We start from the raw sequence: 18,852 nt of genomic DNA, 5'->3' as shown, positions 1-18,852 counted from the left end.
ATCCTTCTGCACGCTTACAGGTTGTTGTAGAGCCATTTGGGCATGTAGTACTTGCGCCGGTTGAACACGCTGCCCACCACTTTCGCACCGGCCTGGACCAAGCGCTGGCGGGCGGCCTGAGCCACTTCCCAGCGGGTGTCCTCACCACGTACCACCAGCACCACGCCGTCCACCTGGGCACTCATGACCAGGGTGTCGGAGGCCGTGTACACGGCGTCGGCGTCAATCACCACGAAGCGGTACTGCGCCGCCAGGTGCCTGAACAGATGTCGCAACTGTTCGGGATTGAAGTGTTCGGCATTGCGCCCCATACGACCGATGGGCAGTACATCGAAGGGCAGGCTGGAGATTTGCACTACGCAGTCTTGCAATAACGGTGGGGTCAGGATGTTGAACAGCAGGTCGCTGAAACCGCGCTCCTTTTGCAGCCCCAGTTGCTGGCTGAGGTTGTGAGGTGAGTGGCTGGCGTCTACCAGCAGTACACGACCGCTGCTCATCTGTGCCAGTTGAGCGGCCAGTGCCATGGCGCTGGTGCTGGTCCCGGTGCCAGTGTTGGCGGACGTCAGAAGCAGGATCCGCAGGGAAGGGTCGAGCACGGTCGAGGTCAGGTTGGTCTCGCTCGGGCTCGCGATGTTCAGGATATTCGTTGAACCGTCCATTTAACTCGCTCCGTGGCCGCTGAAAACTTTGAAGGGGGTGATCATCAGGATCTTCAAATCCAACAACAGGCTCTGCTCGGCGATGTAGCTGAGGTCCAGTTCCACGCGCTGGTCGAAGTCGATATTGCTGCGCCCGGAGATCTGCCACAGGCCGGTCAGGCCGGGGTAGATGCTCAGGCGCACAAGATGGTTGTCCTTGTAGCGATAGGCGTTGAACGAGGTCGGGCGCGGGCCCACCAGGCGCATGTCGCCGGTTACCACATTGATCAGGTTCGGCAGTTCGTCGAGGCTGCTGCGTCGCAGGAACCGGCCGATGGGGGTGATGCGCGGGTCGTTGTCGATCTTGAAATCGATGGCGTCGGCGCCGTGTTTGTTGAGGTGGCGCAGCGACTCCTTGAGGGCCTCGGCATTGGCGACCATGGTGCGGAACTTGTACATGCCGAAGACACGGCCGCGGTAGCCGGTGCGCTTTTGCACGAACAGTACCGGGCCGGGGCTGGAGAACTTGACCAGCACTGCCAGGCCCAGCAACAACGGGCAGAGCAGTACCAGAAGCGCCAGGGCGCCCAGACAGGCAACCACCCGGTTGGTCCGCGACACGGTCCATGGTCGACCGCCGTCGCGGCCGGTCAGCCAGCCACGGCCTTGCCGGTGGATAGCCGCGTCCAGGCGCCTGCGGTGTTCGGGGTCGACACGCTTGTCGCTGGGGGGATTGATCGCAAGGACTTGCTCATGTCGGGTCATAGACTCCTCCGCCGGGTTTCGTCTGCAAGTTCAGCCGCGAGCGGCGGGAGGGCAGCAGGCGGCGCGTAGTAATCGAGGAACCAGTCGATGAAGCGGCCCAGGCCTTCGTCCAGTTCGATGCATGGCTGGAAGCCGGTGGCCCGTGCCAGGGCGCTGGCGTCGGCGCAGGTGTTGAGCACATCACCCGGTTGCAGGGGCAGCAGTTCGATACGGGCGGTTAGCCCCAGGTGTTTTTCCAGCAGCGCGACGTAAGTCCGCAGGGCGACCGGGTGCTGCCCGCCGATGTTGTAGATGCGCCAGGGTGCGCGGCTGGTGGACGGGTCCGAGGGTTCCACATCCCGTGCGGCAGTGACGCGGGGCGGACGTTCGATCAGCCGGGCGATGCTTTCGACGATGTCGTCGATGTAGGTGAAATCACGCTGGTGCTCGCCATGGTTGAACAACTGCAGCACCCGGCCCTCGGTAATGGCGCGGGCGAACTGGATCGGCGACATGTCCGGCCGACCCCAAGGGCCGTACACGGTAAAAAAGCGCAGGCCGGTGCAAGGGATGCCGAACAGGTAGCTGTAGCTGTGGGCCATCAGCTCGTTGGCTTTCTTGCTGGCGGCGTACAACGACAGCGGATGGTCGACGTTGTCCTGTTCGGAATAAGGTGTGTGTGGGTTGGCGCCATACACCGAGCTGGAAGAGGCGTAGATCAGATGCCTGAGCGGATGGCGGCGGCAGCTTTCGAGGATGTTCAGGAATCCGGTGAGGTTGCTGTCGACGTAGGCTCGTGGGTTCTCCAGGGAGTAGCGCACCCCCGCTTGTGCAGCGAGGTGGATCACCACGTCCGGGCGGTACGATTGGAACAGGTCATCGAGGGCGCCGGCGTCGGTCAGGTCCAGCCGTACCAGGGGGAAATCACCGGCCTGGGCCTTCACCCAGGCGATGCGGTCATGCTTGAGCTGGGGGTCGTAGTAGTCGTTGAAATTGTCCAGCCCGCACACCCGATGACCGTCGCACAGCAGTCGCCGCACGCAGTGGGCGCCGATGAAACCGGCCGCGCCGGTCACCAGGATATTCACGCTTGCGGCCCTGGTGCCGAGCCGTCCGGCACGGTGTGCCGTAGCCCGATGCCGCGATACAGCAGCCCGGCGGCAGCGAGTTGGTCCGGGTTGTACAGGTTACGGCCGTCAATGATGACCCGGGCGCGCAGTTTGCTGGCCAGCAGGTCGAAATCCACCACGCGGAAGTTCTTCCACTCGGTGCAGATCACCAGCGCGTCGGCGTCTTCCAGGGTGTCGTCGCGAGTGGCGCACAGGTTCAGGTCCTTGCGGTAGCCGTAGAGCCGCCGACATTCAGCCATGGCTTCCGGGTCGTAGGCCTGGACCCGGGCGCCTTCGCGCCACAGGGCTTCCATCAGGTAGCGACTGGGCGCTTCGCGCATGTCATCGGTGTTGGGTTTGAAGGCCAAGCCCCAGACCGCAATCGATTTGCCGGCCAGGCCATCGGAAAACTGTTTGGCGAGCTTCTCGAACAGAATGTGCCGCTGGCGGTCGTTGACGTCGGTGACGCTGCGCAGCAGGTGCAGCGGCATGCCACTTTGTTCGGCGGTGTGCAGCAGGGCCCGCAGGTCCTTGGGGAAGCACGAGCCGCCGAAGCCGCAGCCGGGATAAATGAAGTGATAGCCGATACGCGGGTCCGAACCGATGCCCTTGCGCACCGCTTCGATGTCGGCGCCCAGCCGTTCGGTGAGGTTGGCCAGTTCGTTCATGAAACTGATACGGGTGGCGAGCATGGCATTGGCGGCGTACTTGGTCAGTTCGGCGCTGCGGTTATCCATGAACATCAGCTTTTCGTGGTTGCGGCAGAAGGGGGCGTAGAGCTCGCTCATCTGGTCGCGTGCCACGGTATCGGCGGTGCCGACGATGATCCGGTCCGGGCGCATGCAGTCGGCCAGGGCGCTGCCTTCCTTGAGAAACTCGGGGTTCGACACCACTCGCACGTTCAGCCGTTTCAGACCCCGCCGGGCCAGCGCCTGGCGGGCGCATTCGGCGACCTTGTCGGCGGTGCCCACGGGCACGGTGGACTTGATGATCAGGGTGCGATCGCTGTCCATGAAGTCGGCAATCTGCCGGGTCACCGCCAGTACATGGCTCAGGTCTGCCGAGCCGTCTTCATCGGCGGGGGTGCCGACGGCGATGAAAATGAGTTCGCCATGGTTGACCGCATCGCTGGCCTGGGAACTGAACGACAGGCGCCCGGCCTTGATGTTGTCTTCGAGCAATCCGGAGAGCCCCGGTTCGCTGATCGGGGGGACCGCTTGCTGCAGTTGCCGGATCTTGTTCGGGTCGATGTCGATGCACAACACACGGTGTCCGACATCGGCCAATGCTGCCGCTTGGATGAGCCCCACGTACCCCGTTCCAAATACGCTCACGTCCATTCTGGCGTGCCTCGTAGATTGCTGGTTATGTAACTCGGATGAAACTGTTTAGGGGGGTATAGCGCAGCCTCAGAAAAGCGTGTCAGCAAAATGACAGTTGTCACTGTTGGCAAAACTAGAAAGAGTCGGGCATTTTGATATCAAGTTATTGACAGTCTTGGAAAAGTGCCTGTTTTAAAGGCTTTAATGCGCGTCAAAAAAATCGATGAACGGTATTTATCCATAGGTTTTTCATTTTTTTTAGGGATTTTCGTGTCATTTTTGGGCTAACTTTTTTTTGACGCATGTTTGATTCATTGCCTTCTTGCGCTTTGGAAAGCCGCTGCTAGTGTCCAGGGACAGAGCTTTTTGCAAACGTCACGATTGCGTCGAGAAAGACATGGCCCGATACCTCAAGGAACTGCTGCTGGCGCTGTACCTGATCAGGGGATATGACTATTACCTTGACCGTCTGGCTGCGCTGGGTTTTGGCTTTGCGACGGTGCTGTTCGGCGCGATGTTCGTGGCGTTGGTGGTGGCGTTGTGGATGACTGCGTATATCCGCCAGACCTTCGTGCGGCATCTGTTCGCGTTGGCGATGTTTGTGTCGGCGGTGTTCTTCGAGGCGTACACCCGGGTAACCGACAGTTACCTGACCTATAGCCAGTTCGTGTCGCAGGTGTACTCCGGTGGTTTTATCCAGGAGGCGGCCTGGCAATATCGTGGGGTGATCATCCACGCGGCGGTTGCCGGGCTTTTGCTGCTGTTGGGGATCGGCCTCAAGCCTCGCCGGCGGATACCGTTGCCCGGTTATCTCCCTATTACCGCGCCGCTGCTGGGCGTGTTGTTGCTCAGCGGCGTACTCTTCGTGCGGGCAGGTGAGGGCGCCCGTGGTCTACCGGTGATGTACACGCCGTTGGCCTATTTGAATCTGTTCGTCTATGAGGCGTTGCACAACACAGTCGGTCCCCGGGAGTCGGTGCGCCTGGTGCGGCAAACGCCGCCGATCGGGCATGACATCGTACTGATCATCGATGAAAGCATCTCCGGCAACTACCTGGACATCAACACGCCGTCGGGAGTGCACACCGGGCTCAAGACGCCGCCGCCCGGGGTGGATATTTTCAATTTCGGCTACGCGGCATCCATTGCCAATTGCAGCGCCGACACCAACGTTACCCTGCGCTATGGTGGCACTCGCGCCGACTACGTGCGTATCAACAGCACCCAGCCTTCGATCTGGCAGTACGCCAAGGGCGCGGGCTTGCGCACCGTCTACATCGACGCCCAGCGCACGGGCGGCAACCTGCAGAACCTGATGACCGATCTGGAGAAAAAGGACATCGATGTGTTCGTCCAGTTCGACCAGATCAGTGTGCGCGACCGCGACATGGCAGCGGCGGACAAGTTGATCGAGTTGCTGGGCGATGACCAGCCGGAACTGGTGGTCATCAACAAGGTCGGCGCGCATTTCCCGGTGCACGACAAGTACCCCGATGATTTCATGAGCTACCGCCCCGCCTTGCCGCGAGGGCAGTATCAGGACGTGGCGGACACGGGCCGGCGTGACGGTTTCAATGGCCAGAAGGACGACTGGGTGCTCTACCGCAACGCCTACCAGAACACACTGCTGTGGAATGTTGGCGAGTTTTTCCGGCGGATCTTCAGCCAGGCGGCCTTGGCCAATGCCGTGCTGATCTACACCTCAGACCATGGCCAGGACCTGCATGAACGGGGCAACCCGGGGCTCAACACCCATTGCGGCGGGGACCCGGTGGAAGAAGAGGGGCTGGTGCCGTTGGTGGTGATCCAGGGTAGTAACCTGCACACGCTCGATTGGCGCGAGACCTGGGCCAGGAACAAGGACCGCTCCAGCCACTACAACATCTTTCCGACGCTGTTACGGCTGATGGGTTATGAGCGTGAGGGGGTGCAAGCCCTGTATGGGAAAGCCCTGGACCAACCGACCGAAGACGACTTCACCTTCAACTACCGATTCAATGCACGCCTGGGAGCAGAACCGGCCTGGAAACACATTGACCTGAACAGCATCGTGACCCCCAAACCGGCCCAGGCTGAGATGGCAGCAGGGCACTGAAGGGTGGGTCAGCTTGCATAGATGTTGACTGTGCCGCCGCCATCGCGAGCAGGCTCGCTCCCACCCTGATCCGGGGTGGACACACCCTCCATGCCTACCACCAATCCCCTGTGGGAGCGAGCCTGCTCGCGAAAGCGGTGGGTCAGCTTGCGTCGATGTCGAATGTGATGTCGTCTTCGCGAGCAAGCCCGCTCCCACCCTGATCCGGGGTGGACACACCATCCATGCCCACCGCCAATCCCCTGTGGGAGCGAGCCTGCTCGCGATAGCGGTGGATCAGCTTGCATCGATTTGCCGGTGTCGCCGCCATCGCGAGCAGGCTCGCTCCCACCCCCTGATCTTGGGTGGACACACCATCCATGCCCACCGCCAATCCCTTGTGGGAGCGGGCTTGCTCGCGATAGCGGTGGTTCAGTTTGCAGGGAGGTTCAATGTAAACGGCGTGGATGACTGATTGCGGCATTCAACTCCGTTATCCTGAGCCTCACTGTGTCTCATCCGAGCCTTTCCATGCTTGAAGTCCGCGATGTGTTCAAAAGCTACGTCACTCCTCAGGGCCCGCTGCCGGTGCTGCAAGGCGTCGACCTGACCCTGGCGCCGGGCAGCAGCCTGGCGCTGATGGGGGAGTCCGGCAGTGGCAAAAGTACCTTGCTGCACTTGGTCGCCGGGCTGGACAAGGTCGATCGCGGCAGCATCCGCAGTGGCGAGTACCGGCTCGATGGCATGGGTGAAAGCCAGTTGGCCAGTTGGCGGCGAACGGAAATCGGCCTGGTGTTCCAGCAGTTCAACCTCATCAGCAGCTTGTCGGTGGCGGACAATCTGGCGTTCCAGGCGCGATTGTGTGGTCGCCATGACGCTGCCTGGCAGAGCCATCTGATACAACGACTCGGTCTTGAGGACCTGCTGCGACGTTATCCCGAACAGCTTTCCGGCGGCCAGCAGCAGCGGGTTGCCCTGGGCCGGGCGCTGGCTTCGCGTCCGCCTTTGCTGCTGGCCGACGAGCCCACCGGCAGCCTCGACGAAGCCACCAGCGACGAGGTGCTGGACCTGCTGCTGGAACTGTTGGACGGCAGTTCTACGAGCCTGCTGATGGTCACTCACAGCCCACGGGTGGCGGCCCGTCTGGCTGAGCGCGTGGTGTTGCACGGCGGGCGGCTGGCGCAGATGGCTCAGGAATGATGATCTTTCGCCAGACCCTCAAGGCCTTGCTCAGTCATTGGCGTTTGCATCCGGTGCAATTTTTCAGCGTGTTGACCGGGCTCTGGCTCGCCACCAGCCTGCTGACCGGTGTGCAAGCCTTGAACAGCCAGGCCCGGGACAGCTACGCCCGGGCTAGCCGGCTCATTGGCGGCGAACCCCAGGCCAGCCTCAGTGCCCCCGGCGGCGCTACTTTCCCCCAGCAATGGTTTATCGATCTGCGTCGCCAGGGTTGGCCGGTGTCGCCGGTGTTGCAGTCCAGGGTGACGCTCAAGGGGCATGAAGACCAGCGCCTGCAACTGATGGGCATCGAACCGGTGTCGCTGCCCCCCGGTGCGGCGCTGGCGGGGCAGGCGCGGGAGATGAGCGAGTTGGTGGCGTTTTTCACGGAGCCCGGCCGCACCTGGATCGCCCCGCAGACCCTGCAAGCTTTGGGACTGGGCGAGGGCGACCGGCCTCTGACCGCCGATGGACGCGCCTTGCCGCCCCTGCACACCCAGGTGGACATGGCGCCGGGCATGTTATTGATGGACATCGGCTTCGCCCAACAGGTGCTCGGGCAGCCGGACCGGTTGTCGCGATTGTTGCTGCCCGCCACGTTCACCGCGGCGTTGCCGGAGGCGTTCAATGGCCGGCTGCAATTCAAGCGCGCCGATGAAGAAAACAACCTGTCGCGCCTGACCGAAAGTTTTCACCTGAACCTCGACGCCCTGGGTTTCCTGTCGTTTGTGGTGGGATTGTTCATTGTTCACGCAGCTATCGGCCTGGCTCTGGAGCAACGCCGCAGTTTGCTGCGAACCCTGCGAGCATGCGGCGTCAGTGCACGGATGCTGGTCACCAGCCTGGTTATCGAGCTGGGGGCACTGGCTTTGTTGGGTGGGGTTGCCGGGGTACTGAGCGGCTATTGGCTGGCGAGCTTGCTGTTGCCGGATGTCGCTGCAAGCCTGCGAGGGTTGTACGGCGCCGAGGTGGCCGGGCATTTGAATCTCAGCCCGTGGTGGTGGCTGAGCGGTGTTGGCCTGAGCCTGCTCGGCGCGTTGCTGGCGGGCGCCGACAGTTTGCTGCGGGCGGCGCGCTTGCCGCTGCTGGCGCTGGCCAACCCCCAGGCCTGGCACCTGGCCCATGCACGCTGGCTGCGCCGTCAGGGCTGGGTGGCGACACTGGCGGCGCTGATTGCCGTGTTTGCATTGATCCGGGGCGACAGCCTGGCCAGCGGTTTTGTCCTGATGACGGCCTTGCTGCTGAGCGCGGCCCTGGCCTTGCCCGTGTTGCTCAATCGAGCGTTGAACCTGTTGCTGCGTCGCAGCCGTTCAGTGCTCGGGCAATGGTTTCTCGCCGACTGCCGGCAACAACTGCCAACATTGAGCCTGGCGTTGATGGCCTTGCTGCTGGCGTTGGCGGCGAACATCGGTGCCGGCAGCATGACCGCAGGTTTCCGCCAGACCTTCACCCACTGGCTCGAACAACGCCTGACCGCCGAACTGTACGTCAGCCCGCAGACCCCGGCCCAGGCTGGCGAGCTGCACGCCTGGCTCAAACAGCAAACGACGGTGACCGCCATACTGCCCAACTGGCAGGTTTCGGTGCCGTTGCAAGGCTGGCCGACAGAGGTCTTCGGCGTCATCGACCACCCGCTGTATCGCCAGCATTGGCCGCTGTTGGAGTCTTCCGACAGACCCTGGGAGCAACTGGCCGCCGCCGACACCCTGATGCTCAGCGAACAGTTGGCCCGCCGCCTCAAGGTTCGGGTTGGCGATCAACTGACCCTGCCGACCCCGCAGGGGCCATGGACGCCGCGTATCGTCGGGATCTACGCCGACTATGGCAATCCCAAGGGGCACGTACTGGTCAACGCCGACCACCTGCTCGCCCACTGGCCGCAACTGACGCCGTATCGCTTCAATCTGCGGATCGAGCCATCCGCCATGCCTATGTTGTTGGGGGCGCTGCAAAGTCGATTCGACCTGGACGACAGCCGGATCGTCGATCAGGCCCGGCTCAAGGGCTGGTCGACCCAGGTGTTCGAACGCACCTTTGCCGCCACCGCCGCGCTTAATGGCCTGACGCTGGCCGTGGCCGGGGTGGCGCTGTTTATCAGCCTGCTGACCCAGAGTCAGAGTCGTCTCGGCCAGTTGGCACCGCTGTGGGCGCTGGGCGTGACACGTCGGCAACTGATGTGGCTCAACCTCGGCCAGACCTGGTTGCTGTCGCTGTTGACCCTGGTGTTGGCCGTGCCGCTGGGCGTAGCCCTGGCCTGGTGCCTGGATGCGGTGATCAATGTGCAGGCGTTCGGTTGGCGCTTGCCATTGCGGGTGTTCCCTCTGCAACTGGCGCAATTGCTGGCGTTGGCGATGTTCGCCACGTTGCTGGCGTCCGCCTGGCCGTTGTACGCCTTGTACCGCACCCAGCCTGGGGATCTGCTGAGGCGCTTTTCTCAGGAAGATCGCTCATGAAAATCAGAATCGGCCTGATGCTGCTGGCGCTGCTCGGCGGCTGTGACAATCCGCCGGAGTCGCAAAAAGGCTTTGCCGGCCTGGGTGGCGAGGCCGTCGCCTTTGCCCCGGTAGTGCCGGGACGGGTATTCGGCTTTCCGGCGGATCACGGCGTTCACCAGGGGTATCGCATCGAATGGTGGTATGTCACGGCCAATCTCAAGGATGCCGAGGGGCGTGAATTTGGCGTGCAATGGACACTGTTTCGCAACGCTCTGAGCGGCGGCTCCCAGGCAGATGGCTGGCGTAACCAAACGATCTGGCTCGGTCATGCCGCGGTCACTTCTGCGACGGTCCATCATGCCGCCGAGCGCTACGCACGGGGCGGAGTGGGGCAGGCCGGGGTGCGGGCAGTGCCCTTCGAGGCCTGGATCGACGATTGGCAATTCACGACCCAAGCGAGCGGCACCGACCCGTTGGCCGACATGCAACTGAAGGCCCGCGATCCACACTTTCGCTATGAGCTGCGGCTCACGTCGACCCGTCCACTGGTATTGCAGGGCGACAAGGGTTTCAGCCAGAAATCCGAACAGGGACAGGCGTCGTACTATTACAGCCAACCGTTCTTCCAGGCCAGTGGTCAGTTGGAGATCGATGGTCAGCGCTATACCGTCAGTGGTCCGGCCTGGCTTGATCGCGAATGGAGCAGCCAACCGCTGACCGCCAACCAGACCGGATGGGACTGGTTCTCCCTGCACCTGGACAGTGGCGAGCAGGTGATGCTCTACCGCATGCGGCACAAGGAAGGGTCGCCGTATCTCACCGGCACCTGGATTGATGCCCAGGGCAAGGCGCAACCCCTGCACGCCGCCGACATCGAGCTGGTGCCGCTGGACACGGCCCAGGTCGCCGGACGCTCGATGCCGGTTCGCTGGTCCATCAAGATCCCCGGCAAGCAGGTCGAGATCACCACCCGCGCCCTGAACCCCAATGCCTGGATGGCCCTGCGCATTCCCTATTGGGAAGGGCCGGTGCAGGTGAGCGGTAGTCATGGCGGCAGCGGTTACCTGGAAATGACCGGTTATTGAGACTCGTCGGAACTCCCGGGGAGCGGCTCCCTCATACGTTATGAATGCCCGGACAAGGCCTAACAGGAGCCCGTCATGAGCGATGACCTCAAACCCCCGTCGCTGACCGATTGGCAACGACTGTTCGACGACAATGCCTATTGGCAGCAGTCACCCGATGCCCATTTCACCGAGTTGATGCAGATGGCCAACGACCTGTTCGGTCAAGGGGCTATCGACCTGGCGCAATGGCAAGAGCTCAAGACCCGGGCCGAACAGCTCCACCAGCGGTCCCCGGATGCCAACGTCGCCGAAGAAGTTGCCGACCCCGATGCCTGATGAGCGAGCCCGAACACCCCAGGAGCAGCCATGATGAACATCCCCGATCACACCACACACAACCCCGATGAGCCGGCGCTGCCCGGCGAAGTGGAACGCGATAACGATGCCCTGCGCCCGAACGACCCGGCCAAGCGCAAGCAGCAGGAAGGGAACCCCGGAGCGGGAGAGACCGATGCGCAAAAATCCGGACGCCATGACGCCACCCCCTCATATCGATCCAATAGAAAGGGCGATGTATAACTATTGTCAGGTTTTTTGTGACGCATTACATGTTTATCGGGTGATGGTTGTACTGGATTTTACAATTGTGTAACAAGTTGTATAGATGCTGACAGGGTCCAAGTTCTGAAACTCAGTCAAACGATTAATTGAATGAGCAAGTGAGTTCTGGCATTTAAATAATCCAGAAGTGAATAATTATTTATAGCCGTGAGGCGGACAGGGCTTGAAAGTTCCACTATTATTGAGCCCGTTCGCCCAGTGTCTGGCTCTTTACCAGTGCATGGAATGCCGAGGCCGAAGCACTGGGCGAACACCGCCTGAAACATCCCTCTTGGTTTACGCACATCGACCAGCAGCGCCGGCCGATGCCTGAACGGCTGTCCCGGTATTAACCGGCAACCGGCGTGCGCCAATCATCGGAGCCCGACGTTCCGCTGACTTCGTGAGTCCAAGTAATCTTGCGATAGGTGAAATGTACATCTTCCAGATGGGTGAAGTGCGCATTTGCCGGGTCCTGGCAGTTGAGCATGTAGTCCTTGATATCGACGATGATCGCGTCTTCCAGTGTGGTGGTGTAGTAGTGCTCCTGGGTGCCGGCAGCTGAAGTGCGGTACCACTGGATTTCAACCTTGGTCAGGCGTTCACCGCAGGTCAGGGCTGCCAGCAGCAGCGGCGAAGCCTTGTCGAAGACCTTGGTAATGACCAGCGGTTTATGCACGCGCTGACCGGTTGGCTGGCCGGACTGCGGATCGCGCGGAATGATGACCTGATGCTGGAAACCCTGCACCATGACCTGGTCTTCATGACCCTCCTGATAGGTGTTGCCCACCGAGTCGGCAGTAAACGCGCCGGCAGTGATCAGACCTTGTTTGGTGCCTTCGATGGACATGTACGCGGGGGTAGCCAATGGATGCTCTCCTTGCTGGATAACTAAAGAACCCCGGACGGGATCGTCCGAGGTGCCGGAAGGGTTATCAAGAGCTATGCCATTTTTAAAAAAGTACTCTTATTTCAATTGGTTAGTTGCTTTTATAGGAAGGCTGTCGAGTCTTTATCCGGCTATTTGGACAGGATGTGCGCAACGGCCTGCGCAGTGCCGCGCAGTTTCTTGCGCAACGGTTGTGAGCCCGTGAGCATAGACACAACGACTCGATTGATGGGTTTCATGGCGAAAGCAGGTGTGCATTTTTTGCCAGTCCCGGTCTTGTGGCAGAGACACTCCCACCGGCCTGCGCAGCAGCCTGATGCGGGTCAGCTCAGAGAAATAAAAGCGCCATAAACTCTTGTGGCGAGGGGATTTATCCCCTCGCCACAGATCAGTTCCCGGCATGGAATCTTTCCAGGCATGTGCAGGAACCCGCGCGCCTACAAACCCAACGCCATCCTGCACTCATCAATGGAGCGCTGTTGCGTCTCGGCGTACAGCCCCAGCTCATCGATCGTCGTTCGTCCCAACGCCGCTTCGAAGGCCTGGCGATTGGATTGTCCGGCGTAATGACTCTGGGCGTCATCGCCGAGGTTCGACTGGAAGATACCGGCGGCGCTGACCGGCAGGAAATCTTCATACACCAGCGGTTCGGCGCGCAGGTATTGCTGTTGAACCAATTGCTCCAGCGTCGTCGATGGCTCAAGGGTGCCTTTGGCGGCCAGGCCCTTTTGCGTCACGAAGTAGCGGAAGTACGCCAGTGCCTGTCGACGCAACTCATCGTGGCTGTCCGGGAACGGCGCAAAGTGTTCGGTCATCAAGGTGTTGTAGCGCGCAGCGTTGGCCTCGTTGGGAAACTCCCCCAAGGCATCCCGCGCCGCGTTCAGCAACTGATCGTAGAGCGCACGGCCCTTGGGCGTGAGGGCGGCGCCCCGTTGTTCGATTTCACCAAAGCGGGCGCTGTGACTGCCTTGGGCATGCGGCTGGTCAGTGAACGCGACAGGCTCGTCGAGTGCCTTGAAACTGGTCTGGCGCAGCAGGATCGGGCATTGGCGACGGGGCGGGCCTTCAATCACCGCTTTGGGGGTGATGCCATGCACGGGCATCTGCGCCTGGACAATGTCGATGTCCAGGGTACGCGGTGTCAGGTGATTGATGTGCGGGCCCTTGAAGGCCACCACGTCAGCGATCAGCCGGTGCTGGGCACTGAGTTGACGGTACTGTTCGGCGGTGACGGTGGCGCTGTGGTGCCAGCGAAACGTTTCCAGGGCCTGTAGGACGAAGTCGTCTGCCTGGGCTAGCGTCAGTCCGCCCTGGCGTTCAGCCAACTCGATGAACTCAAGGGCCTTGGGCGTAAAGATCTGCCGTTCAGCCAACACCGATTCGGCAAACGCCCGCAGCTCGGGGTTGTCGATCAGTTCCAGGCGCAGCAACGAGGTGAACACCCGGAACGGGCTGACCTGCAGGGCGCTTTCATGCACGGCGCGAAAGGCTGTGGAGTGCACCGGTACCCCGGCAGGCGTGAGGTCGTAATAGCCCACCGGCTGCATGCCCATGACCGCGAACAGCCGGCTCAAGGTCGCCAACTCCGCAGCGGTGCCGACGCGGATTGCGCCGTGGCGCTCGAGGTCCAGGCGCTCGCGTTCGCCGGTGTTGTCCAGGTGTTCGGCCAGTTGTGGGTCGTTGACCAGCACCTGGGCATTGGTCTGTTCCACCAGATTCATCAGTGTGCCGTACAGGGGCACTTCGTCGCGGTACATGTCGGACATCGCCCTGGAGAAGCGTTGGCGGATCAGGTCGGGACTGACGAAACTCATGGTGAGAATTCCTGGTTTGGGCTGTGGGAATTGGGAATGAAAGTGGAACGAAAGATCGCAGCCTTCTCCAGCCCCCGCAAACGAAGAATCTTCAGGACTTCATTCTGCCAGGGACTGATCCCACAGGACGTTCACTGTCCCAACCCCTTGAGAAACCCCCGATACAACGCCGCTGTCCGTTCCGGTTTTTCTATGGGCGGCAGGTGGCCGAGCCCGTCCCAGATTTCCACCCGCAGATCGGCGATGCCCTTGCTCCACACCGGCACGCAGCTGACGTCGATCATCCGGTCCTGGTGGCCCCAGAGCAGCAGCGACGGGGCTTGGATGTCGACCAGACGCGGCTCCATCGGCGGGCTGGCGTTAAAGTCCGCGTAGATCTCCGCCAATTCTTCCCGGCACCTGACATATTTATCGGCCACCGCCGCCAATACCACCTTCGGTACCCAGGGCGGTGAGTCCATGGTCATCGCATAGAACGGTGGAAAGTCACTGCGCGAACGCATGAGGGATGGGTTCCGGCCGGCGGCCACCTGGCGCTCCATGTCACTGGGCTGGGGAGACGTGACGCCGGCCGGATTGAGCAGCGCCAGGGTCAGCACGCGCTCAGGCGAAGTGGCTGCCAGCCAGGCTGCCAGGTAACCGCCCATGGAGTTGCCGATCACATGAACCTTGTCCAGGCCACAGGCATCGAGCAACTCGATCACCCGTCGGGCCTGGGTCGGAATGTCATATCTGCCGCCGGCCTTGAAGCCGGTTTCACCATGGCCGGGCAGGTCGGGGATCAGCACCCGGTAGTCACGGACGAAGGGCCGGGCGAACCGCAGCCAGAGGTTCTTGTCGGCACTGTAGCCATGCAGCATCAGGATGCAGCCGGACGCTTCGTAAGGTCCGCCTTGCAGGGTCGACACCGTCATTTCGCTGATGGGCACGGTGATCTTGTGCAACCGGGAAAGACGCGTTTCCACGGCCATGCTCAGGTCGAACAGCACCTGGCCGATGCTCGGATAGGTCAGCCAGCTCCAGACAACGAATACAGCGAGGATCACCCACAACAACAGCATGCCTTTCTCTCCATGAACCACAACGGAATGTGTTCGGCCAACCTGGGCCGATGGGGCAAACGGTGCTTGTCTGCGCATACCCCTTGTCATGTATAGCCAAAATCCGCAGAGGACTACAGGAATTAAATCCCCCGCCTTCGGGTAGCGGCTGCCCATGGGCTCGGGTTAGGGTGCCCCTGCAGTCTTTCTTTACGGAACAAGGATGAATCATGATGATTACCGCTTTGCGCTCCCGTCTGGCCGTGAGTCTGGGCCTGAGCCTGGCCCTTGGTGCCTTGGCGCCCGCCGCCTTCGCACAGCCGAATCAAAAGGTCCTCGCCGATGCCGAACAGTACAAAGGCGAGGCCCTGGCACTGCTCGAAAAACTGGTGAACATCGATTCCGGGTCCGGCTACGTGCCGGGGCTGACCCAGGTTGGTGACATTGCCATCGATGAGTTGAAGAAGCTGGGCGCCAGCATTGAAAAAGTGCCGAATTCCGATGGCAGCCAGCACATCCTGGCGACCCTCAAGGGCACCGGCAAGGCGAAGATCCTGCTGATGGCCCACATGGACACGGTGTTCAAGGAAGGCTCGGCTGCCGAGCGTCCGTTTCATATCAAGGACGGCCGCGCCTACGGGCCTGGCGTAATGGACGACAAGGGTGGCATCGTCGCTGGCATCTATGCGTTGAAGGTGCTCAAGAACCTGGACTTCAAGAACTACGCGCAGATTACGTTCCTGCTCGACGCCAGCGAAGAAACCGGCTCGGACGCCGCCACCGATCTGATCAAGAAAACCGCCAAGGCCCACGACGTGACCCTCAACCTGGAACCGGGTCGCCCGGCCGACGGCCTGGTGGTGTGGCGCAAGGGCAGTGCCACGGCGCTGGTGGAGGTCAAAGGCAAGGCGTCCCACGCCGGTGTGGCACCAGAGCTGGGGCGCAATGCGGCGATGGAAGCGGCGCACCAGATTCTCCAACTCGGCAAGCTCGGCGACGCGGACAAGAAAACCACCATCAACTTCACGGTGCTCAACGCGGGCGACCGCACCAACGTGATCCCCGACAAGGCCACCGCCAAGGCTGACGTGCGGGCCGCCGTGCCGGAAGAGTTCGACCGTATCGAAAAAGACCTGGCCCGTGTGTCCCAGGGCAAACTGATCGCCGACACCGAGGTCACCACCAGCCTGAAACGTGGCCTGCCGCCAATGCCGCAGACGGCGGAGTCGGATCGCCTGATGGCCATGGCCCAGGGCATCTATGGCGAGCTGGGACGCAAACTCACCGAAGAGGGCAGCGGCGGCGCGGCGGACGCCAGCCTGTCGGCCGGGGTCGGCACGCCGACGCTGGACGGTTTCGGGATTGTCGGTGGCAACATCCATACGCCCGAGGAATACGCGGAAGTGGAAAGCGTCGTGCCACGGGTTTATCTGCTGTCGCGGATGATCATGGAGTTGGCAGGAGGGTAGCCATCAGGACCCAGTGCAAAATCCTGTGGAGGGGCAATCCCCAGTGGGTTAAGGCATACCCCCTGTGGCGAGGAATCCTGTGGGAGCAAGGCTTGCCCGCGATGAAGCTCACGCGATTTACCTTGGAACCTGGTGGTCTGTATCGCGGGCAAGCCTTGCTCCCACAAAGTCCCCTCGCCACAAAGGGGTGTGTGGAATTGGCTAGCGCGGGTCGACGTTATCCAGCGCCCGGTTAGCCAGCAATCCACTCAGTTCGATCAATTGCTGGATGCCCAGGGCCACATGCCGCCGCGAGCCGTCCAGCTCGAACGCCAGGTCGCTGACCATGGCGTTGGCCGAGGACAGGGTTTCACTGAGGTTGGCGAGCAGGCACTCGGTGTCGACGCCGTTGACCACGGTGAAGAGTTGGCCTGGATCGGTCTTCGCTTCGGTCGGGTGGGGCTTGAGGTAGAAATCGAGGGCGCGCTTGGCGGCTTTGTCGAGTTCCGATGCGTTGGGATCGGTGTTCGGTGGGTTGGGGGTTACTTTGAACATGGTTGAAGCTCCAGGTAATTAAATTGGAGCCATCACTCTCTCGCTACCAAACGAAGGGTGGCGGCCATACGAAGGTTGGTAGACCGGTTACCTGGCACCCGGCGCGTCCGAGGACGCCCTACGCATGACCACCATCAAATAGAAGACAAAAACGTCCCCTGCATCCGGTTGCACAATGCGCCAGGAAAACCGGGCTACCAAACCCGATCGCTGATTCGTCAGCGACCGGAAAACGATAAAGCCGGGGGCCCAAGGCGCACAAGCCGGCGGATTCTGGCGTAGTTGTAGGCAATGGCGCAAGGCGATGTGGTTGCGGCCTACATCGCAACGAATTCAGTAAACACCGGGTTCCTGGAGCGAGGGATTTTTTGTGGGAGCAAGGCTTGCCCGCGATGAACGTCACGCGATTTACCGGGGAACCGAGCGCCTGTATCGCGGGCAAGCCTTGCTCCCACAAAATCCCCTCGCCACAGGGGGGCGGTCGGAAGATTTCAGTACACCCAAACCTCCACCCGCCGATTCCTGATCCGGCCTTCATCCTCGCTATTGGCCGCCACTGGCATCAGCGCGCCGAACCCGCGTACTTCCCGCAGCGTCACGCCGTTCCTGACCAGCTCACGTCGCACCGCCATGGCCCGCAACTTGGACAGCAGGTCCGCTCGCGCCGGATCGTCCTTGGCGTCGCCGAAACCCACCAGCGTGACATGCCGTTCGGTTTTGCCGTGTTGTCGGAGGTAGTCGAGCACGCGGCTCAGGTCCTGGCGGGCCTTGTTGTCGAGGCTGGCGCTGCCTTCGGCGAAGCGGAAGTTGACGGTCAGGCGTTGGGCGTGGCGGCTCAAGGCCTGGTAGCCTTCCGGCATCAACGCATTGGGCGTGACGGCCATGGCCCGAACGGTCTGGGCGATGAACCCGTTCGCCGCGACGATGGCCTGGCCCTTGTCGCTTTGGGTGAACGCCACCAGCGCCTCGGCCCATGGGGTGCTCGTCTGGGGCGGCAGGTAGAAGAACAACCGCCGGGACAACGGGTAGTCCTCAGTGGCAATCAGGTTGTTCAACGGCAACATGGGTTGGGAATCGCCGTCGGCAATCGCCAGTGCCTTCGCCTGGCGTACATAGGGCAAACCGATGAAACCGATGCCTTGGGGATCCTGGCTGACGGCATCGGACAACTGTTCGCTGGATTCGAAGCGCAGGGCGGCGGGATCCAGTCGTTTGCCCTGGCGGTTGAGCACCAGTTCCTTGAAGGTGTCGTAAGTGCCGGACCGGTCATCCCGGGCGTAGAGCCGTATCGGCCCGCCGACGCTGCCCACCGACTCCCAGGTCTTCGCTTCGCCGCTGAAGATTTTCGCCAGTTGCACCGTGTTCAACTGACGCAGCGGGTTGCGTGGGTGAAGGATAATAGCCAGGCCATCAATGGCGATGACCTGCTCGGCCGTAGGACTTTTCAAATCCCCCAGGGGCAGCAGCTCCTTCAGCTCGTTGTCCTTGATCGGCCGGGAAGCGGCGGCCAGATCGGCGTTGCCCTGCTTGAGGGCGGCGAATCCGGTGCTGGAGCCGTGGGCGGCGATGTCGATCTCCACGCGCCGGCCATCGGCGGTCCGGCCGACGATGCGCTGCTCGTTGTCATGGCCGGTGATTTCGCTGCTGACCTTGAGCAGGCCCTGATCTTCCATCAACCCCTTGGCCAGGGCCGGACCGAGTGTCGCGCCAATGGTGTTCGAACCCTGTATGCGCAAGGCAGGACGCTGCTCGGGAACCGGCAGATCGGTGGCCGAGGCCGCGAGCGGCAGCCACAGCACGAAACAACCCACCCGAAGCCGCATCTCGGCACCTTTTGAACCCAGAGAAATGCCGGAAGATTAAGTCAGTCAGGTTACTGAGAGATGACAATCACCCTCG

The 18,852-nt window shown here is 61.7% G+C and carries 17 protein-coding genes; 7 read left to right on the top strand and 10 right to left on the bottom strand.

The features are described 5' to 3' along the window. Positions 1-14 precede the first annotated feature (14 nt). The 4 genes from AD665_RS25465 to AD665_RS25450 are packed head-to-tail and all read right to left on the bottom strand — an operon-like array spanning position 15 to position 3,831. Complete coding sequence (locus AD665_RS25465; protein WP_024780983.1) at positions 15-659, bottom strand: CpsD/CapB family tyrosine-protein kinase; 645 nt, start codon at positions 657-659, stop codon at positions 15-17. Next, positions 660-1,403: a sugar transferase gene (locus tag AD665_RS25460; protein WP_024780984.1), complete on the bottom strand. Its 744-nt coding sequence runs from the start codon at positions 1,401-1,403 to the stop codon at positions 660-662. Next, positions 1,400-2,470 carry an NAD-dependent epimerase gene (locus tag AD665_RS25455; protein WP_024780985.1) on the bottom strand — a complete coding sequence of 357 codons (1,071 nt, stop codon included), beginning with the start codon at positions 2,468-2,470 and terminating at the stop codon, positions 1,400-1,402. Before AD665_RS25455 ends, AD665_RS25460 begins: the two co-directional genes overlap by 4 nt. Next, complete coding sequence (locus AD665_RS25450; protein WP_024780986.1) at positions 2,467-3,831, bottom strand: UDP-glucose dehydrogenase family protein; 1,365 nt, start codon at positions 3,829-3,831, stop codon at positions 2,467-2,469. The genes AD665_RS25455 and AD665_RS25450 overlap by 4 nt, the downstream gene beginning before the upstream one ends. Before the next feature lie 379 nt (positions 3,832-4,210). Here AD665_RS25450 and AD665_RS25445 point away from each other — a divergent pair, with 379 nt between their 5' ends. Then, positions 4,211-5,908: a sulfatase-like hydrolase/transferase gene (locus AD665_RS25445; protein WP_024780987.1), complete on the top strand. Its 1,698-nt coding sequence runs from the start codon at positions 4,211-4,213 to the stop codon at positions 5,906-5,908. Positions 5,909-6,050: 142 nt separating this feature from the next. Here the strand turns inward: AD665_RS25445 and AD665_RS27490 are convergent, their stop codons facing one another. Then, complete coding sequence (locus AD665_RS27490; RefSeq protein ID WP_053194308.1) at positions 6,051-6,371, bottom strand: hypothetical protein; 321 nt, start codon at positions 6,369-6,371, stop codon at positions 6,051-6,053. Between the two features lie 47 nt (positions 6,372-6,418). On the opposite strand from AD665_RS27490, the gene AD665_RS25435 reads away from it, so the two are divergent. The 5 genes from AD665_RS25435 (at position 6,419) to AD665_RS25415 (ending at position 11,186) form a co-directional block, all read left to right on the top strand. Continuing rightward, a complete protein-coding gene (locus tag AD665_RS25435; RefSeq protein WP_053194307.1) occupies positions 6,419-7,087 on the top strand; it encodes an ABC transporter ATP-binding protein in 669 nt (222 codons plus the stop codon). After that, positions 7,084-9,558: an ABC transporter permease gene (locus AD665_RS25430; RefSeq protein WP_053194306.1), complete on the top strand. Its 2,475-nt coding sequence runs from the start codon at positions 7,084-7,086 to the stop codon at positions 9,556-9,558. The genes AD665_RS25435 and AD665_RS25430 overlap by 4 nt, the downstream gene beginning before the upstream one ends. Next, complete coding sequence (locus tag AD665_RS25425; protein WP_053194305.1) at positions 9,555-10,625, top strand: lipocalin-like domain-containing protein; 1,071 nt, start codon at positions 9,555-9,557, stop codon at positions 10,623-10,625. Before AD665_RS25430 ends, AD665_RS25425 begins: the two co-directional genes overlap by 4 nt. Before the next feature lie 75 nt (positions 10,626-10,700). Next, positions 10,701-10,943, top strand: coding sequence for a hypothetical protein (locus AD665_RS25420; protein WP_053194304.1), 243 nt, complete (start codon positions 10,701-10,703; stop codon positions 10,941-10,943). 30 nt (positions 10,944-10,973) lie between these two features. Next, positions 10,974-11,186 (top strand): hypothetical protein, encoded by a 213-nt coding sequence (locus tag AD665_RS25415; protein WP_024780993.1) that lies wholly within the window; start codon positions 10,974-10,976, stop codon positions 11,184-11,186. Between the two features lie 370 nt (positions 11,187-11,556). Here AD665_RS25415 and AD665_RS25410 read toward each other — a convergent pair whose 3' ends face one another. The 3 genes from AD665_RS25410 to AD665_RS25400 form a co-directional block, all read right to left on the bottom strand. Beyond that, entirely contained in the window at positions 11,557-12,075 is a 519-nt protein-coding gene (locus AD665_RS25410) for an Hcp family type VI secretion system effector (RefSeq protein WP_024780994.1), read from the bottom strand. 458 nt (positions 12,076-12,533) lie between these two features. Further along, positions 12,534-13,910 carry a 2-oxoadipate dioxygenase/decarboxylase HglS gene (gene hglS / locus AD665_RS25405; RefSeq protein ID WP_024780995.1) on the bottom strand — a complete coding sequence of 459 codons (1,377 nt, stop codon included), beginning with the start codon at positions 13,908-13,910 and terminating at the stop codon, positions 12,534-12,536. 131 nt (positions 13,911-14,041) lie between these two features. Further along, positions 14,042-14,971, bottom strand: a complete 930-nt coding sequence (locus AD665_RS25400) for an alpha/beta fold hydrolase (protein ID WP_024780996.1) — start codon at positions 14,969-14,971, stop codon at positions 14,042-14,044. Between the two features lie 209 nt (positions 14,972-15,180). Between AD665_RS25400 and AD665_RS25395 the strand changes: the two genes are divergently transcribed. Then, entirely contained in the window at positions 15,181-16,419 is a 1,239-nt protein-coding gene (locus tag AD665_RS25395; protein ID WP_024780997.1) for a M20/M25/M40 family metallo-hydrolase, read from the top strand. A gap of 201 nt (positions 16,420-16,620) precedes the next feature. Here AD665_RS25395 and AD665_RS25390 read toward each other — a convergent pair whose 3' ends face one another. Both AD665_RS25390 and AD665_RS25385 read right to left on the bottom strand, forming a co-directional pair. Beyond that, a complete protein-coding gene (locus AD665_RS25390; protein WP_024780998.1) occupies positions 16,621-16,953 on the bottom strand; it encodes a DUF6124 family protein in 333 nt (110 codons plus the stop codon). Between the two features lie 491 nt (positions 16,954-17,444). Continuing rightward, the gene (locus tag AD665_RS25385; protein WP_053194303.1) at positions 17,445-18,776 is read right to left on the bottom strand and encodes a substrate-binding domain-containing protein; all 1,332 of its coding nucleotides are present in this window, start codon (positions 18,774-18,776) and stop codon (positions 17,445-17,447) included. Positions 18,777-18,852 lie beyond the last annotated feature (76 nt).

The organism is Pseudomonas corrugata, assembly GCF_001269905.1.
Lineage (GTDB): Bacteria > Pseudomonadota > Gammaproteobacteria > Pseudomonadales > Pseudomonadaceae > Aquipseudomonas > Aquipseudomonas corrugata.
The sequence above is the reverse complement of the archived record's forward strand: the minus strand, read 5'-3'. Positions and strand labels throughout refer to the sequence as shown.

Excerpts from the sequence above, each read along its gene's own strand:
- AD665_RS25465 (WP_024780983.1), bottom strand. The coding sequence starts at position 659 with ATGGACGGTTCAACGAATATCCTGAACATCGCGAGCCCGAGCGAGACC.
- AD665_RS25430 (WP_053194306.1), top strand. The coding sequence starts at position 7,084 with ATGATGATCTTTCGCCAGACCCTCAAGGCCTTGCTCAGTCATTGGCGT.
- AD665_RS25450 (WP_024780986.1), bottom strand. The coding sequence starts at position 3,831 with ATGGACGTGAGCGTATTTGGAACGGGGTACGTGGGGCTCATCCAAGCG.
- AD665_RS25460 (WP_024780984.1), bottom strand. The coding sequence starts at position 1,403 with ATGACCCGACATGAGCAAGTCCTTGCGATCAATCCCCCCAGCGACAAG.
- hglS (WP_024780995.1), bottom strand. The coding sequence starts at position 13,910 with ATGAGTTTCGTCAGTCCCGACCTGATCCGCCAACGCTTCTCCAGGGCG.
- AD665_RS25420 (WP_053194304.1), top strand. The coding sequence starts at position 10,701 with ATGAGCGATGACCTCAAACCCCCGTCGCTGACCGATTGGCAACGACTG.
- AD665_RS25415 (WP_024780993.1), top strand. The coding sequence starts at position 10,974 with ATGATGAACATCCCCGATCACACCACACACAACCCCGATGAGCCGGCG.
- AD665_RS25395 (WP_024780997.1), top strand. The coding sequence starts at position 15,181 with ATGATGATTACCGCTTTGCGCTCCCGTCTGGCCGTGAGTCTGGGCCTG.
- AD665_RS27490 (WP_053194308.1), bottom strand. The coding sequence starts at position 6,371 with ATGCCGCAATCAGTCATCCACGCCGTTTACATTGAACCTCCCTGCAAA.
- AD665_RS25400 (WP_024780996.1), bottom strand. The coding sequence starts at position 14,971 with ATGCTGTTGTTGTGGGTGATCCTCGCTGTATTCGTTGTCTGGAGCTGG.
- AD665_RS25385 (WP_053194303.1), bottom strand. The coding sequence starts at position 18,776 with ATGCGGCTTCGGGTGGGTTGTTTCGTGCTGTGGCTGCCGCTCGCGGCC.
- AD665_RS25435 (WP_053194307.1), top strand. The coding sequence starts at position 6,419 with ATGCTTGAAGTCCGCGATGTGTTCAAAAGCTACGTCACTCCTCAGGGC.
- AD665_RS25425 (WP_053194305.1), top strand. The coding sequence starts at position 9,555 with ATGAAAATCAGAATCGGCCTGATGCTGCTGGCGCTGCTCGGCGGCTGT.
- AD665_RS25390 (WP_024780998.1), bottom strand. The coding sequence starts at position 16,953 with ATGTTCAAAGTAACCCCCAACCCACCGAACACCGATCCCAACGCATCG.
- AD665_RS25445 (WP_024780987.1), top strand. The coding sequence starts at position 4,211 with ATGGCCCGATACCTCAAGGAACTGCTGCTGGCGCTGTACCTGATCAGG.